We start from the raw sequence: 15,037 nt of genomic DNA, 5'->3' as shown, positions 1-15,037 counted from the left end.
TCTCATCCAACGTTTTTCGTCCCACCGCCCGAGGTTTATAGCGTCCCCAGTGCGCAAAATTATAGGCCTTCCCATGCTCGCAAATTGCCCGAACCGCGGTAGAGTGATGCGTTTATCGAAAATTGGCAAGCAAAAGTTTTCACGGGCTTTTTGTCAGATAAAAAACCTGCGGTAGAATAACATCGCGCAATCGCATATTTTTTCCGCAGAAACGACAATTGATGAAATAATTGCCGTTTGCCGCAGGATTTCACGGCAAAATTTGAATGCCCTATCTGAATTTATGGCGGAAAGAGAAAAATAAGTTCTTTTTGCGTCAGGCCGCTCCGGCCATGGATTTCTGCCGTTTGCGCGTCAATTCCGGCACCAGTTCCACGATCAGGATCGCGACGAATATGATCAGGCAGCCGATATAGCCGGCGCTTGAAATGGTTTCCTTCAGGAACACCGAAGCCAGCAAAGCGCCGAAAAGCGCTTCCGAGGACAGGAATATTGCGGCCTGCGGGGCGGTGGTGTAACGCTGGCCGATGACCTGCAGCACGAAGGCGAGGCCGGAGGAGACGAGGCCGACATAAAGGATTTCCGCCAGCGACGCCTCGATGGAGGCCATGCTGATCGGTTCGAACACGACACCGATCATGCAACTAAGAAGGGAGCAAACGGCGAACTGGGTGCAGGAAAGCGCCAGCGGCCTTCCGCTTTCGGAGACGAAGCGTCCGGCCAGCGTGATCTGGATCGCCCAGAAGAAGGCGCAGATGATGCTGAGAATATCGCCGGTGGTCAGCGCCTCGAAGGCGCCGCCGGAGAGCAGGAATATGCCGCCCAGCATCATCAGCGCGCATGGCCAGACGATCCAGTGGGGGTGACGGCGGTAAAGCACGACGGCGATCACGGGTACGAAGATGACGTAAAGCCCGGTCAGGAAGCTGGAATTGGTGACGGTCGTGGTCAGGAGCCCGACCTGCTGGGTGGTAGCGCCGCCGAACAGGGCCAGACCCACGAGGATGAAGCTGCCGATTTCGCGCCGGCGCGGCGGCGATTTCAGCGACCGTGTTTCCATGAGCGCGAAGGGCAGCACGGCGATGGCGGCGATGGCGAAACGCAGGCCGACGAACCAGAACGGGCCGATAGAGGCCATGGCGGAGGATTGCGCGACGAAGCCGCCTCCCCAGATTGCTGCGGCGAGCAGAAGCAGCATATTGGCCTGAATACGTGTCATTGTTGGCACCAGCACGGCAGGGCCGGAAGATCATTCAGTCGCGGCCGTGGCAAACAGGGGATTTTTGAAATATCGATCCGCGATGCGGATGACTGTTTCCGGGTGCTTTAGCAGCAAGCTGCCGATGCCGCAAGTCGAGGGGAGGGCCGCTTATTTGTAGCGGCGGGCCTCGTCCTTAAGGCTGCGCCGGGTGAGCGTCAGGCCGCCAATGCCGAGGCCGATGAAGGCCGCGGCCGAAAGGACGATGAGCAGGATGTGGGGACCCGCTTTCGTCGTCGCCGCCACCTGCGGAATGGCGGATGTATGCAGCGTATCGACCGCCTGGGCAGCCGCATTGGCTGAGGTTGCGATGCCGGCGGCCATGGTGACGATGACAAGAAAAGCCGCAACGGCCATCCAGAGGGAAAACAGCGTTCTCTGCGCCCTTAACCTTTCAACGGAAGTCCGATCGTTGGTAAACATGGCTGTCGCCTCTTGTCCCTGTTCTTAAAGGATAAAAGAGGCTTCGAAATGGACGGCTTGGAGACCGAATTCTGGCGTTCCGCGGCATTTATTGCGGCAATATTGTGGCAAAGCCGGTCAGGAGAGCCGTTTGGCCGGATTTGGCGTCAGAGGCCGCGTTTTCCGAAGGTCCGGGTCTGGCGCAGCGGGTGCGGATCGGCGGGGCGTTCTTCCCGGAAAAATGCCGGTGGCGCAGGGCCTCTCTCCGCCCTTGAGGGGGCGAAATATTCGCTGCCGAGTTCCGGGAAACGTGTGTCGAAACTGGTCAGGGCAAGTTCGGGCTTTGCCAGCACGTAACCCTGCATCAACAGGACGCCGAGTTCCTCGCACAGATCGACCTGCCATCCGGCTTCCAGCCCTTCGAAGACCGGCTCTATGCCATCGGCGCGAAACTGGCTGACGATGACGCGCAAAAGGGCAGCACCCGCCGAATTCTGCATGAAATCGCGCACCCAGCCGGCCTCGAATTTCACATAGTCCGGCTTGATGAGCTTCACCCGGTCGATGTCGGAATCGCCGGCGCCATAGTCATCGAGCGCCACGCGAAAGCCGATATCGTGCATGTGGTAGGCGAAGTCGGCGACCATCTGCGTGTCGGAGGCTTTTTTCTCGGAGATTTCGCAGACGATGCGATCCGCCGTCATGCCGGCTTCGTGGGCGGCAAGACGCATGCGCTCCACTTCCTGGCGCATCTTGGCCGGGGTCTGGAACAGGCCCGGATGGAAGTTGACGAAGATGCGGGCGCGGGACCGGTTGAGCCTGCCGGTGTTGAGAATGTGGATCGTGCGCAGGATGCTGTCGATATTTTCGATGTCTTCCGGCGCGACCAGCGAGAAGAATTCGCCCGGCGTTACCGGCTCGCCATTGCGATGGGGACGCACCAGACCCTCGAAGGAATCGATGTCGAGAATACCGCTCGCCGTGCGGCGGAAAATGGGCTGCAGGGCCGATTTCAGGTTGAAGGTGCTATAGGCCGTGGACCATGTGCCATCGACCTCGCGGACAAGACTGGAAAAGATGCTTTTGAGCGCCATTTTTCAACCAGCTATAGAGACACGACCTCTAGGCTCGCGAATGTAGCGTATCAAGCGTTACTTCCGGGTTAAGGAAGGTTTAAATTCTGCGATGCAGCACATAAGCCGGCTTTTGACCTTGAAAGAAGGCCTGTATTTCGACATAGAAAATGCCGCAGATGACAAGTTTTCCAACCTCTGCTGATGTCAACCCCAATAGGACCGATTAAAAATGGCCTTCCTTGCCGACATTCTCTCCCGCGTAAAGCCATCCGCCACCATCGCCGTTACCCAGAAAGCCCGTGAGCTGAAAGCGAAGGGCCGCGATGTGATCAGCCTTGGCGCCGGCGAGCCGGATTTCGATACGCCCGAAAATATCAAGGAAGCGGCCATCGACGCCATCAAGCGCGGCGAAACGAAATACACGCCGGTTTCGGGTATTCCGGAACTGCGCAAGGCGATTGCCGACAAGTTCAAGCGTGAAAACGGCCTGGACTACAAGCCGGAGCAGACGATTGTCGGCACGGGCGGCAAGCAGATCCTCTTCAACGCCTTCATGGCCACCCTGAACCCGGGCGATGAAGTCGTCATTCCGGCACCTTACTGGGTCAGCTATCCGGAAATGGTGGCGATCTGCGGCGGTACGCCGGTTTTCGTCGACGCGACGCTGGAAGACAATTTCAAGCTGAAGCCGGAAGCGCTGGAAAAGGCGATCACGCCGAAGACCAAGTGGTTCGTGTTCAACTCGCCGTCCAACCCGTCGGGCGCCGCCTATTCGCATGACGAGCTGAAGGCGCTGACCGACGTGCTCGTCAAGCATCCGCATGTCTGGGTGCTGACGGACGACATGTATGAGCACCTGACCTATGGCGATTTCAAATTCGTCACGCCGGTCGAAGTCGAGCCTTCGCTCTATGACCGCACGCTGACGATGAACGGCGTCTCCAAGGCCTATGCCATGACCGGCTGGCGTATCGGTTACGCTGCCGGCCCGCTGCCGCTGATCAAGGCCATGGACATGATCCAGGGCCAGCAGACCTCGGGCGCAAGCTCGATTGCGCAATGGGCCGCCGTCGAAGCCTTGAACGGCACGCAGGATTTCATTCCGGCGAACAAGAAAATCTTCGAAGGCCGTCGCGATCTCGTCGTTTCCATGCTCAACCAGGCGAAGGGCATCAGCTGCCCGGCTCCGGAAGGCGCATTCTACGTTTATCCTTCCTGCGCTGGCCTGATCGGCAAGACCGCGCCGTCGGGCAAGGTCATCGAGACGGATACGGATTTCGTTTCCGAGCTTCTGGAAGCCGAAGGCGTCGCCGTCGTGCAGGGATCGGCTTTCGGCCTCGGCCCGAACTTCCGCATTTCCTACGCCACGTCGGAAGCGCTGCTGGAAGAGGCCTGCAAGCGCATCCAGCGCTTCTGCGCCGATTGCCGCTGATCGGTTGCGATCTCAAATGAAGAAGCCCGGCAGCGATGCCGGGCTTTTTTCGTTTTGGTCAAAGCCCCAGAAACAGCAGCATGATGAAGGTGGCGAAGAGAATGAAATGCGTCATTCCTTCAATCGCGTTGGTCTCGCCGTCATTGAGATTGATGGCGGCGGCGATGAGGGTGATGAAGACCATGACGGTCTGAACCGGCGTCATCGCCATGATGAAAGGCTGGCCGGTATAAAGCGCGATACCCTCCATCACGGGCACGGTCAGGATAACCGTCGACAGCGATGCACCCATGGCGATATTGACCACGGCCTGCATGCGGTTTCGCAAGGCGGAGCGGAGCGCGGTGAGGATTTCAGGCGATGCCGAGATCGTCGCCACCACCACCGCCATCAGCGCCGGCGGCGCGCTGGTGCCCTCGAGGCTTTCGCTTAAGAAGGCCGACATGAATTCCGCCAGCACACCGATCAGCACCACGCCGGCGATGATGAGGCCGATGGAGAGCGATACGCTGCCTTCGTCCTCCTCTTCCGCATGGCCGTCCGATGCCTGCCCGGCCGGATGCGCCTTGCGGGGATAGGCGTAGCTGAAGAAATAGCTGTGCGGGCCGACCTGCATTTTGAGGAACAGGGCATAAAGCGCGATCATCGCGACGATGGTGAAGGCGGAGTAGACATGCCAGCTTTCATTGGGGATGAATTCCGGCACGATCATCGAAATACCCATGGCGGTGAGGATCATCACGCCATAGGTCTTGCCGGAATCGTCATTATAGGGCTGCTCGCCGTGGCGAAGACCGCCGAGCAGCGCCGCGAGACCGAGAATGCCGTTGATGTCGATCATCACGGCGGAATAGATCGTATCCCGCACCAGAGTGGGCGAACTGGATTCGCTCATGATGATGGCGAGGATCAGCACTTCCACCGCAACGGCCGACAGCGTCAGGATCATGGTGCCGTAAGGGTCGCCGACCTTGGTGGCAAGGATTTCGGCGTGATGGGCAACCCGCATCGAGACGAGGACGATGAGCCCGATCAGCGCGACTGCGGCGATGAGCGCCGCCGTTTTTCCGGCTTCGAATATTGCATGTTCGGCCAGATAGGCGGTGATTGCCGCCGGTATCGCCAGCAGCAGCATGCGCTCCTGTTTCAGAATAGAACCCGCCATCGATTTCCCTTCCCCCTGATCGGCTCAGGCTGTGACGTATCGTCCCCCAGATCAAGCAGGATTTGCGCTTGAATGCTTTTGGTAGGATAGTGGTGTTGCAGGACATGCTGCTCATGCCGCGGTGTCCCATCGGGTGCAATGCTTGAAACGCGGTTGTGGTTGCCATGTCGCCTACCGAGACAGGAGGACCATGCATGACCAAAGTGGTATATGAAATTGTCGAACATGACGGAGGCTTCGCCTACCGCATGAACGGCGCTTATTCCGAAACATTCCCTTCTTATGCGGATGCCGTCGAAGCTGCGCGCATCGTTGCCGCCGAACAGCAGGTGGGGGGCGATGACGAGGAAATCAGCTATCAGGATGAGAGCGGCCACTGGCATGAAGAATACAGCCAGGGCGGCGACCGGCCGGAAGCCGAGGTGGTCGACAAGACGACGCAGCAGGCCAGACCGTTTTGATCAGCGATCCGTGGATTTCCAGCAAAGCCGGGAATACGTTGCGTATTCCGCCGGTCTCTTTCAGGCAATTGCGGATGCCGACCTGCGTGGCATCGATGCGGGATCGGCATTAGCGCCGTTTCGGCGGGGCGCCCGGATCGGTTTCTTTAAGATGACCCTTGAGGCCTTCGACGAGGGCGCTGAAAACGGCACGACATCGCGGCGAGGTCTTGAGATTTTCATGCATCGCGACCCAGGTGTGGAGCGGGATGTCGATTTTCGGAAGAACCTGAACGAGCCGGGGGTCCTTGCGCGCCAGACCGATCTGACAGACGCCGATGCCTGCACTGGCGCGGATCATAGCAAGCTGGGCGAGATTGCTGTCGGCGCGGATTTCAAAGGAAATTTCCTCAATATCGGGTATCTCCGGATCGAGCGAGCGCATCCGCTGGATGGCCGCCCGGATGAAAGGCGTCTTGCGGTCGAAACCGACCATCCGGTGATGGTTCAGATCTTCCATGCTCTTCGGGGTGCCGGCTCTTGCCAGATAGTCGCGCGTCGCATGAAATCCCAGACGGAAATTGCCGATATAACGCATGACGATCGCATCCTGCTGCGGTTCGGTCATGCGAATGGCGATATCCGCCTCGCGCCTTAAAAGGTCTTCCAGCGTATCGGAGAGCGAAAGCTCGATTTCAAGCCGTGGGTGAACCTCCTGCATGGCCGTGATGATCGGCGGCAGCATTTCCACGCCGATGATATCGGATGCGCTGATGCGCACCGTGCCTTCGATCTTGCCGACTTCGCCGGAGGCCGCGCGCATCAGGGCGGCGGTGGTTGCCGCGAGATTTTCCGCATAGGGGCGGAGCGCAAGCGCTGCTTCCGTCGGCATCAACCCGTGCGGCGAGCGGATGAACAGCGGAAAGCCGACGGCCTCTTCCAGCGCGCCGATGTGACGTCCCGCCGTCGGCTGGGTGATGCCAAGCTCGCGGGCGGCGGCGGAAAGCGAGCCGTCGCTCAGCACGCTGAGGAAGGTGCGATAGAAATCCCAGCTGATGTCACGGTTTCTGGTCATAAGATTTTGTATAGCTGCTCCACTCATTTCGATAATTTCGTATATCGCGGAACGGGACGATACTCCAGCCCACAACAAGGAGTACGGCGATGATATATGAAAACAACGCAAATACAGCGCGGAATGAACGGCCTCTGGCCCTGATTTTGGGGGTGAATGGCGGTGTCGGCAGTCAGGTCTCCAGAATGCTGCAGCAACGGGGATGGCGGGTAAGGGCGATGACGCGCCAGCGGACGTCAACGGGCGCTACGGACGGCATCGAACGTGTGACCGGCGATGCCATGAACCGGCAGGATGTGATGGATGCGGCAAAAGGCGCAAGCCTCATCGTCCATGCGGTCAATCCTCCCGGATATCGCAACTGGGAAAGCCAGGTGCTGCCGATGCTCGACAATAGCATCGCCGCCGCCGAGGCCTGCGGGGCGAGGATCGTCTTTCCGGGCAGCGTCTATAATTTCGGCCCGGACGCCTTTCCGCTTCTGGCGGAAGACAGCCCGCAAAAGCCTTTTACCCGCAAGGGCGCATTGCGTGTGGAGATGGAGCGGCGGCTGAAAATGGCGTCGATGCGCGGCGTGCCGGTGCTGATCGTCCGCGCCGGGGATTTCTTTGGGCCGGACGCGAGAAACAACTGGTTTTCGCAAATGCTGGTGAAGCCCGGAAAGCCGGTCCGGAGTGTCCAGAATCCCGCCGCACCCTATGCCGGGCATCAATGGGCCTATCTGCCGGATGTCGCCGAGACCATTGGCCGGCTGCTGGACCGCGCAGGCGAGCTTCCGGCTTTCGCCGTCTATCACATGGAAGGTTTTTGGGATTTCGACGGGCTGCAACTGGTTGAAGCCATCGAGAGGGTTGTCGGGCGTCCGGTCAAGAGGCGGCAGCTATCCTGGTCGGGCATCAAATTGGCCGCTCCCTTCGTTCCCCTGTTCCGCGAAGTGCTGGAAATGCAATATCTCTGGCAGATGCCGATCCGGATGAGCAATCGCAGGCTGACGGATTTCCTCGGAACGGAACCCAGAACACCGATCGACATCGCGGTAGCGACGACGCTTGCGAGCCTCGGCTGCCTTGAACAGAGGCCGCAGCCGTCGAGCCTTCCGCATCCGGCCGATGCCGGGGGCAGGGTGTGATGGCCACGGTTGCGAATGGGATGTCGGCCCGCCGTCGCGTGTTTGCCGTGATTTCGGCAAGCGTGCCGGTGCTGATCTTTGCGCAGGTGCTGCTGGCCGGGCTGTCGATCTATTACGATGGATCGCTGCTTTCGCTGCACAAGGGGCTCGGCTTTTTGATCGCTGTTCCGATCCTGTCGCTGGCGGTTCTCGCTTCTCTATATGACGATCTACGGCCGAATCTTGCCCGCGCGTTGGTCCTGCTTGGTCTTTACTGTCTTCAGGTGGCCTTGATGAGCATCGGTCGGGAAACGGGCAATGGCTTTCTGCAGGCGCTGCATGTGCCCAACGCCTTCGTCATGGGTGCGTTTTCCGATTTTGCCGCGCGGCAGGCGCGAAGCCTGCGCTGAAAGAAAACGCCGCACCGCTTTCGGGCAGTGCGGCGTCTTTGCTTTATCCCTTATCAGGCAAGCGCCGGATAGTCGGTGTAACCTTCGGCTCCGCCGCCATAGAAGGTCGGCTGGTTCGGCTCATTGAGCGGCGCGTCGTTTTTCAGGCGGCGGACCAGATCCGGATTGGCGATGAAGGCCTTGCCGAAAGCCACGGCGTCGACTTTGCCGCTTTCAACCGCCTCGATGGCGCTCTCACGGTCGTAGCCATTATTGGCGATCCAAAGGCCCTTGCCGCCGGCATTGCGATAAGCGGCCTTGAAGGCTGCATAATCGAAAGGCTTGTCGCCCTGCTTGAAATCGCGCGGGCCGCCGGTTGCGCCTTCAACGACATGGATGAAGGCGAGATTGCGCTTGCCGAGCTGTTCCGCCACGTAATTATAAAGCGGCTGCGGATCGGCCTCGAAAATGTCGTTGGCGGGCGTGACGGGCGAGAGGCGAATGCCGGTACGGCCTGCGCCGATCTCTTCCGCCACCGCGTCGACAACTTCGAGCAGGAAGCGGGCGCGGTTTTCGATAGAGCCGCCATAATCATCCGTGCGCTGGTTGGTGCTGGATTTCAGGAACTGCTCGATCAGGTAGCCATTGGCGGCATGGATTTCGACGCCGTCGAAACCGGCCTCCAGCGCCGCGCGGGCGCCGCTGCGGTAATCCTCGAGGATGAGGCCGATATCGTCGATGGTGAGCGCGCGGGGCTCGGAGGTTTCGGCAAAGGCGCCGGTGCCGTCATCATTGATGATATAGGTCTTCGACTTGGCCGGAATGGCGGAAGGCGCGACCGGCTGGCCGCCATGCGGCTGCAGCGAGGTGTGGGAAATGCGGCCCACATGCCAGATCTGTGCGACGATCTTGCCGCCGGCCGAATGCACGCCATCGGTAACCTGTTTCCAGCCGGCTATCGCTTCCCGCTTGTAGAGGCCGGGAACGTCAGCGTAACCCTGACCCTGCTGGGAAATCGGCGTGCCTTCGGTGACGATCAGCCCGGCCGTGGCGCGCTGCTCGTAATATGTAGCGTTGAGATTGTTGGGAATGGCGCCCGGCGAACGGTTGCGGGTGAGGGGAGCCATGACGATACGGTTGGCGAGTGCGATATCGCCGGCCTGTGCCGGTTCGAAAAGACTGGTCATGCGACTTCACTTTCTGGTCGGTTGGCGAAATTGCGCGGGGGACGCGCTGTCTTTCTGTCTGGGTGCCGGAATGAAAACCGCCTTGCGGTTTCCGGTCCGACACCCCGAGGCTCAAAGCTTGGGAGGCTCAGAGATTGGCTTGCAGATAATTGCGGAAGGCGTCGATGGTTTCCTCGTTGCGTTCGAAAAACACCCATTGCCCGACCTTTTTCGACCTTATCAGGCCGGCTGCCTGCAACACCGCCAGATGCGACGAGACGGTGGATTGCGACAGGCCGCTGATCTGAAACTGGTTGGCGCATACACCCATGCTGAGGGGATGCTCCTGGCAGAAGTGACTTTCCGGAGACTTCAGCCATTCCAGGAATTTCAGCCTTGCGGGGTGCGAAAGGGCTTTGAGGATTTCCTCCGGGTTCATCGGTGCTTCTTCAATATCTGACATGTCCGATATTTATATCGATCATTGACGATATACAAGTCACGTCTCTGTGAGGATCGAGGGGGCGGGCAGGCATTTCCAAAAAAGAAGGCCGCTGGATATCTCCGCGGCCTGATAAGTTTGAAGGTCAAAACCTCCAGAGGGGAACAGCTGTCGCGTGCCTTGGGCGAGCGTGACAGCTGACTAAAATATGGGTGTGGGAATAATGCAAAACAAGGTTGCATCATGCGATATTTCGCCAATTCGGAGAAAATTCTTGCGGGTAAAAAAAGAGGGCCGCCGGATGGATCCAGGGCCCTTTAAGTGTGAAGGTCAAAAACCTCCAGAGGGGAACAGCTGATGCGGTGGAACTGGGAGGAAAAGCCACCGTGTGCATCAGCTGAGAGCGATATGGTGCTTTTTTGTGCACGAAACAACTCTTTTTTGTGCAGGTCAGGCATGCGCACCACGCAGCCCTCGATATTTCCGGTATATTTTATGTGCAATGCTCCCGGGCGGCGCAGGTGCGCCGCTCGGGTGTCGCGCCATATAAGTTATTGAAATTTAAAGACTATAACCGAACGCCGATTATTTTAACGTCAGAAGTTCCAGTTCCGCGCCTTTGCGACGATGAAGTCGCGGAAGGCTTTCAACTTTGCAGCGTTTTTCATCTCATCGGGATAGCAGAAATAGGTATCGAAGGACGGAATATCTGCGGCGAGCGATAGCTGGATAAGGCCCGGATCGCGGCCGACGATATAATCCGGCAAGCAGGCAATACCGATTCCCAGCAGGCAGGCGCGCTTGATCGAGGTCTGGCTGTTGATCTGCAGATGCGGCGTGCGCGTATTGTCGGAAGAGCGTCCCGCATTCTCCAGCCAGTTGACGTCCAGCAGATAGTTGGGCGCCGGTTCGCCGAAGGAGATGATGCGGTGATTGTCGAGATCCTCGATCGACTGCGGCTCACCATGGCGGTTGATATAGGACGGCGCGGCGTAGACGTGCATGTGCACCGTGAACAGCTTGCGCTGAATGAGGTCCGACTGCTGCGGCTGGCGCAGGCGGATGGCGCAATCGGCGTGACGCATGTTCACGTCCAGCTCCTCATTGTCGAGGATGAGCTGGATCGACATTTCCGGATAGAGCTGCAGGAATTCCTGCACCTTGTCCGTCAGCCAGCCCTGGCCAAGACCAACCGTCGTCGTCACGCGCAGCTTGCCGCTCGGCTTCTCCGTCGTTTCGGTGAGCTGCATCTTGACGGTTTCGAGCTTCAGCAGAACGTCATGGGCGGTGCGATACAGCAACTCGCCCTGTTCGGTGAGGATGAGACCGCGAGCGTGGCGATGGAACAGCTTGACGCCGACATCCTGCTCGAGCGCGCTGACCTGACGGCTGATGGCCGACTGGGACAAATGCAGCTTGTCGGCAGCGTGGGTGAAAGACCCCGCTTCGGCAGCCGCATGAAAAATGCGCAGTTTATCCCAGTCCAATGGCATTGCCATGCCTACCCTGCCTTTCGGTTATTCCGCTGCGACAGCAAGCGGTTGATGCGCGGTGAGATAACGTTCCGCTTCCAGCGCGGCCATGCAGCCCATGCCGGCGGCGGTGATCGCCTGACGGTAGATGTCGTCGGTGACGTCGCCGGCAGCGAAAATGCCTTCCACGTCGGTCGCCGTGGAATCGGGGGCGGTCCACATGTAGCCGTTGTCTTTCAGCTTCACCTTGCCCTTGAACAGCTCGACCGCCGGCGCATGGCCGATGGCGACGAAGACGCCGTCGATGGGGAATTCGCTGATCGCACCGGTCTTGGTATCACGCAGCTTTACGCCGGAAACGGAAGGCGGCATTGGCGGCTTTGCGGGCGCGCCGGTAATTTCAGCGATTTCGGTGTTCCAGAGAATCTTGACGTTTTCCTTGGCGAACAGCCGCTCCTGCAGGATTTTTTCCGAGCGGAAGCTATCACGGCGGTGAACGACGGTGACCGACTTGGCGATATGGGCGAGGTACAGCGCTTCTTCCACGGCGGAGTTGCCGCCGCCGACCACGATCACGTCCTTGTTGCGATAGAAGAAACCGTCGCAGGTGGCGCAGGCGGAAACGCCGAAGCCCTGGAAATGCTGCTCGCTCTCAATGCCGAGCCACTTGGCTTTGGCGCCGGTGGCGATGATCAGCGTGTCGGCGGTCCAGACCTGACCGGAATCGGTCTTGACCACGAAAGGCCGTACATTGGTTTCAACTTCGGTGACGAGGTCGCTGACGATTTCCGCGCCCACATGCGTTGCCTGCTTCAGCATCTGGTCCATCAGCCACGGACCCTGGATCGGATCGGCAAAGCCCGGATAGTTCTCGACATCGGTGGTGATCATCAGCTGGCCGCCCTGTTCCATGCCGGCGATCAGCACGGGTTTGAGCATTGCGCGGGCCGCGTAGATCGCTGCGGTATAACCGGCGGGACCGGAGCCGATGATCAATACCTTCGTGTGGCGGGCAGACATGGAAGCGTTCCTTTCAATAGCGGGGCCTTTCCCTGGCAGCGCCTTTCGGCACCGGGCCCTGGAGCCGCACGACGGCGGACAGGCCACAACCCCTTCGTTGCCCGGTATTTAAGGTTGTCTAGTGTCTTTATTCAAGGGCAGCCTTGCGTTACCAACAAGGCAGTTGTGGATGCGCGCGCAATTTTGTGACCGGGCGGTGGCATAATGTTGCGAATCCCGCGCCGAATAGTACAAGGAAGTTCCACAGCTTAACGAGGTACTCCTCCGTGACCAGCGTCGAACTCGATGCCATCGATCTGAAAATCCTGCGCGAATTGCAGCGCGACGGGCGTATGACCAATGTGGAACTGGCCGAAAGGGTCGGTATTTCCGCGCCGCCCTGCCTCCGGCGCGTCCGCAAGCTGGAAGAGGCGGGCGTGATCGAGGGTTATCACGCCATGTTGAACGCGCCGAAGCTCGGTTTCGATCTCGTCGCCTTCTGCATGGTTGGTCTCAAGCGCCAGTCGGACAGCAATTTGAAGGCTTTTGCCGCGGCAACCGCCGGCTGGTCGCTGGTGCGTCAGGCCTGGATGGTGTCGGGCGAAAGCGATTTCCTGCTGCACTGCGTGGCGAAGAACCTGACCGAGTTCCAGGATTTCGTCATCGAGGTTCTGACGGCGGACGAAAATGTCGATACGGTGCGCACCATGCTCACCATCCGGCAGGTCAAGCGCGTCGGTCTCGTGGAAATCTGACCCTTCCGTCATTCCGGCCTTGAGCCGGAATCCAGCCAGCCCAAGTCCTTGGGCTGAAAATACTCTCTCCGCCGCGCAGACGCGCGTCGGCTGGATTCCGGCTCAAGGCCGGATGACGGAAGGAGGGGGATGCCTGCATATGGAATTTTGTTGTGTATCGTGGCGCTCAAAAGCGCGCGCGGCGTTTTATCTGCGCCGCAAAGCCTCATAGACTTCGCCGAGACTCGTGGCCTCTTTCTCAAGCGGAAATGTGCTGCGTACATGCGAAAGCCCGGCCTTCGCATGGCTCTCGGCCAGAGCCGGATCGGCAAGATAGGTCCTTATCGCATCCCTGAGCGATGTATAGTCACCCGCCTCGACGACAGCGCCGGTCTCGCCCCTGACGATCATTTCCTCATAGGCGCCGGCAGTGCTGCTGACGACGGCCGTTTCCGATGCCATGGCCTCGAGCGGCGTCAAGCCGAAACCTTCGTTGCGCGATGGGGCGACATAGAGCGTCAGCCGCCGGTACCAGGGCTTGATGTCATCCACCTCACCCTGAAACACGATGCGGTCCGAAAGGCCGGCGGCCTTGACATCGGCCTCGAGTGCCTCGGCAAAAGCCTTGTGTTCCGCCGTTACCCGGCCGGAAACAATGGCTGTCCATTGCGGATGGGCGGGCAAAAGCTCGATCATGGCGCGCACGAAGAGATCGGTGCCCTTCTGGTGGCGCACCCGTCCAAAGCAGCCGATGAGATATTGTCCCGGCAGGCCGGTTGCCGCGATTGTGTCTTCCGGGCCGGTTGCCGGATGGAACAGGTCGATATCGACGCCATGCATGACGACGCGATGGGGTACTTCCAGAAATGAGCCGGAGCGGGTGCTGGTCGCGACCACGGCATCCATCTTCGAAATCAGAAAGCGTGTATAGGCGGAATGCCGCCTCTGTGCGGCCGAGGTGAACAGCAGCTTTACCTTCATGCGGAGCACGTCACGCATGAAAAGACCCGGCAACATTTCAAGATTGCGGCGGGCATGCCAGATGCGCGGGCCGCCCTGCGGGCCGTTTTGCCAGAGCCGCCACAGATCGCGGAAGCGCACATGCGGCAGATGCGGCGGCAGACCCGGTCCAATGACGGCCACCTTCTGTCCCAGCCGGTTCTGCACCGGAATGAGCTGAACGATGGTGGAGGTGACGCCGGAGAGCCTGCGTTTGAAATTCGGCGCAAGCACCTGCACATCTTTCAGACTGACGTGGGACAAGATGGGCTTCCGTCTTTGCGGCTAATTCGGGGGATTGAAGACGTCAAGAAAAGCAATGCGCCCGCATGGGGCGCATTGCATGTGAGGGCATCAGCCCCACTGAACCGCGAGAATCTCGTAGCCCTTGGCGCCGCCAGGCGCGTTGACTTCGATGCTGTCGCCGACTTCCTTGCCGATGAGGGCGCGGGCGATGGGCGAGGAGATGGAGATGCGGCCGGCCTTCACATCGGCTTCCTGGTCGCCAACGATCTGATAGGTCTTTTCCTCGTCGCTATCCTCGTCCACCAGCTTCACGGTGGCACCGAACTTGATCTTCGAGCCCGACATCTTGGAGAGATCGATGACTTCTGCGCGTGCGGTCAGGTCTTCGAGTTCGGTGATGCGGCCTTCATTGTGGCTCTGTGCTTCCTTGGCAGCATGGTACTCGGCGTTTTCCGAAAGGTCGCCATGGGCGCGCGCTTCCGCAATCGCCTCGATGATACGGGGGCGTTCCTCCTGCTGGCGCCAGCGCAGCTCCTCCTGCAGCTTGACGAATCCACCCTGAGTCATCGGTACTTTTTCTACCATTTTTTTATCCTTCGCATTCCGGTCGCTTTACTTGCAGACACAAAAAGAAAC

The 15,037-nt window shown here is 59.4% G+C and carries 16 protein-coding genes; 5 read left to right on the top strand and 11 right to left on the bottom strand.

The features are described 5' to 3' along the window. Positions 1-316: 316 nt before the first annotated feature. The 3 genes from L904_RS18715 to L904_RS18705 form a co-directional block, all read right to left on the bottom strand. On the bottom strand, positions 317-1,219 hold the full coding sequence (locus tag L904_RS18715) for a DMT family transporter (protein WP_035263654.1): 903 nt from the start codon (positions 1,217-1,219) through the stop codon (positions 317-319). Positions 1,220-1,369: 150 nt separating this feature from the next. Continuing rightward, on the bottom strand, positions 1,370-1,681 hold the full coding sequence (locus L904_RS18710) for a hypothetical protein (protein WP_080629628.1): 312 nt from the start codon (positions 1,679-1,681) through the stop codon (positions 1,370-1,372). A 146-nt stretch (positions 1,682-1,827) separates the two neighbouring features. Continuing rightward, complete coding sequence (locus tag L904_RS18705; RefSeq protein ID WP_035263656.1) at positions 1,828-2,754, bottom strand: EAL domain-containing protein; 927 nt, start codon at positions 2,752-2,754, stop codon at positions 1,828-1,830. Between the two features lie 211 nt (positions 2,755-2,965). On the opposite strand from L904_RS18705, the gene L904_RS18700 reads away from it, so the two are divergent. Next, entirely contained in the window at positions 2,966-4,168 is a 1,203-nt protein-coding gene (locus L904_RS18700; protein ID WP_035263659.1) for a pyridoxal phosphate-dependent aminotransferase, read from the top strand. Between the two features lie 58 nt (positions 4,169-4,226). Here the strand turns inward: L904_RS18700 and L904_RS18695 are convergent, their stop codons facing one another. Next, positions 4,227-5,333, bottom strand: a complete 1,107-nt coding sequence (locus tag L904_RS18695; RefSeq protein ID WP_020811437.1) for a calcium:proton antiporter — start codon at positions 5,331-5,333, stop codon at positions 4,227-4,229. A gap of 194 nt (positions 5,334-5,527) precedes the next feature. Here L904_RS18695 and L904_RS18690 point away from each other — a divergent pair, with 194 nt between their 5' ends. Further along, complete coding sequence (locus L904_RS18690; protein ID WP_003522857.1) at positions 5,528-5,794, top strand: DUF2188 domain-containing protein; 267 nt, start codon at positions 5,528-5,530, stop codon at positions 5,792-5,794. 109 nt (positions 5,795-5,903) lie between these two features. Here the strand turns inward: L904_RS18690 and L904_RS18685 are convergent, their stop codons facing one another. After that, positions 5,904-6,848 carry a LysR family transcriptional regulator gene (locus L904_RS18685; protein ID WP_031234110.1) on the bottom strand — a complete coding sequence of 315 codons (945 nt, stop codon included), beginning with the start codon at positions 6,846-6,848 and terminating at the stop codon, positions 5,904-5,906. Positions 6,849-6,937: 89 nt separating this feature from the next. Between L904_RS18685 and L904_RS18680 the strand changes: the two genes are divergently transcribed. Next, entirely contained in the window at positions 6,938-7,975 is a 1,038-nt protein-coding gene (locus L904_RS18680) for an NAD-dependent epimerase/dehydratase family protein (protein ID WP_020811436.1), read from the top strand. Then, positions 7,975-8,364 (top strand): DUF6220 domain-containing protein, encoded by a 390-nt coding sequence (locus L904_RS18675; RefSeq protein ID WP_020811435.1) that lies wholly within the window; start codon positions 7,975-7,977, stop codon positions 8,362-8,364. The genes L904_RS18680 and L904_RS18675 overlap by 1 nt, the downstream gene beginning before the upstream one ends. Positions 8,365-8,417: 53 nt before the next feature. On the opposite strand, the gene L904_RS18670 is transcribed toward L904_RS18675, so the two are convergent. The 4 genes from L904_RS18670 to trxB form a co-directional block, all read right to left on the bottom strand. Then, positions 8,418-9,530, bottom strand: coding sequence for an alkene reductase (locus tag L904_RS18670; RefSeq protein WP_003522853.1), 1,113 nt, complete (start codon positions 9,528-9,530; stop codon positions 8,418-8,420). 127 nt (positions 9,531-9,657) lie between these two features. Then, positions 9,658-9,948 (bottom strand): helix-turn-helix transcriptional regulator, encoded by a 291-nt coding sequence (locus tag L904_RS18665; RefSeq protein WP_003522852.1) that lies wholly within the window; start codon positions 9,946-9,948, stop codon positions 9,658-9,660. A gap of 599 nt (positions 9,949-10,547) precedes the next feature. Beyond that, positions 10,548-11,444, bottom strand: a complete 897-nt coding sequence (locus L904_RS18660; protein WP_020011327.1) for a LysR family transcriptional regulator VtlR — start codon at positions 11,442-11,444, stop codon at positions 10,548-10,550. Positions 11,445-11,468: 24 nt separating this feature from the next. Beyond that, positions 11,469-12,443, bottom strand: a complete 975-nt coding sequence (gene trxB / locus L904_RS18655; RefSeq protein ID WP_020811380.1) for a thioredoxin-disulfide reductase — start codon at positions 12,441-12,443, stop codon at positions 11,469-11,471. Between the two features lie 266 nt (positions 12,444-12,709). On the opposite strand from trxB, the gene L904_RS18650 reads away from it, so the two are divergent. Beyond that, a complete protein-coding gene (locus L904_RS18650) occupies positions 12,710-13,177 on the top strand; it encodes an Lrp/AsnC family transcriptional regulator (RefSeq protein WP_020811379.1) in 468 nt (155 codons plus the stop codon). Between the two features lie 186 nt (positions 13,178-13,363). On the opposite strand, the gene L904_RS18645 is transcribed toward L904_RS18650, so the two are convergent. Both L904_RS18645 and greA read right to left on the bottom strand, forming a co-directional pair. Beyond that, positions 13,364-14,419 (bottom strand): glycosyltransferase family 4 protein, encoded by a 1,056-nt coding sequence (locus L904_RS18645; RefSeq protein WP_020811378.1) that lies wholly within the window; start codon positions 14,417-14,419, stop codon positions 13,364-13,366. 90 nt (positions 14,420-14,509) lie between these two features. After that, on the bottom strand, positions 14,510-14,986 hold the full coding sequence (gene greA, locus L904_RS18640) for a transcription elongation factor GreA (RefSeq protein ID WP_003522847.1): 477 nt from the start codon (positions 14,984-14,986) through the stop codon (positions 14,510-14,512). Positions 14,987-15,037 lie beyond the last annotated feature (51 nt).

Origin of the sequence: Agrobacterium sp. LY4 (assembly GCF_001526585.1) — a bacterium.
GTDB lineage: Bacteria > Pseudomonadota > Alphaproteobacteria > Rhizobiales > Rhizobiaceae > Agrobacterium > Agrobacterium leguminum.
Note: the sequence above shows the minus strand (reverse complement) of the source record. Positions and strands in the feature narration are given on the sequence as shown.

Bases quoted from the DNA above. Each gene is read 5' to 3' on its own strand.
- L904_RS18665 (WP_003522852.1), bottom strand. From the start codon at position 9,948: ATGAACCCGGAGGAAATCCTCAAAGCCCTTTCGCACCCCGCAAGGCTG.
- L904_RS18700 (WP_035263659.1), top strand. From the start codon at position 2,966: ATGGCCTTCCTTGCCGACATTCTCTCCCGCGTAAAGCCATCCGCCACC.
- L904_RS18685 (WP_031234110.1), bottom strand. From the start codon at position 6,848: ATGACCAGAAACCGTGACATCAGCTGGGATTTCTATCGCACCTTCCTC.
- L904_RS18670 (WP_003522853.1), bottom strand. From the start codon at position 9,530: ATGACCAGTCTTTTCGAACCGGCACAGGCCGGCGATATCGCACTCGCC.
- L904_RS18680 (WP_020811436.1), top strand. From the start codon at position 6,938: ATGATATATGAAAACAACGCAAATACAGCGCGGAATGAACGGCCTCTG.
- greA (WP_003522847.1), bottom strand. From the start codon at position 14,986: ATGGTAGAAAAAGTACCGATGACTCAGGGTGGATTCGTCAAGCTGCAG.
- trxB (WP_020811380.1), bottom strand. From the start codon at position 12,443: ATGTCTGCCCGCCACACGAAGGTATTGATCATCGGCTCCGGTCCCGCC.
- L904_RS18705 (WP_035263656.1), bottom strand. From the start codon at position 2,754: ATGGCGCTCAAAAGCATCTTTTCCAGTCTTGTCCGCGAGGTCGATGGC.
- L904_RS18660 (WP_020011327.1), bottom strand. From the start codon at position 11,444: ATGCCATTGGACTGGGATAAACTGCGCATTTTTCATGCGGCTGCCGAA.
- L904_RS18690 (WP_003522857.1), top strand. From the start codon at position 5,528: ATGACCAAAGTGGTATATGAAATTGTCGAACATGACGGAGGCTTCGCC.
- L904_RS18695 (WP_020811437.1), bottom strand. From the start codon at position 5,333: ATGGCGGGTTCTATTCTGAAACAGGAGCGCATGCTGCTGCTGGCGATA.
- L904_RS18710 (WP_080629628.1), bottom strand. From the start codon at position 1,681: ATGTTTACCAACGATCGGACTTCCGTTGAAAGGTTAAGGGCGCAGAGA.
- L904_RS18675 (WP_020811435.1), top strand. From the start codon at position 7,975: ATGGCCACGGTTGCGAATGGGATGTCGGCCCGCCGTCGCGTGTTTGCC.
- L904_RS18715 (WP_035263654.1), bottom strand. From the start codon at position 1,219: ATGACACGTATTCAGGCCAATATGCTGCTTCTGCTCGCCGCAGCAATC.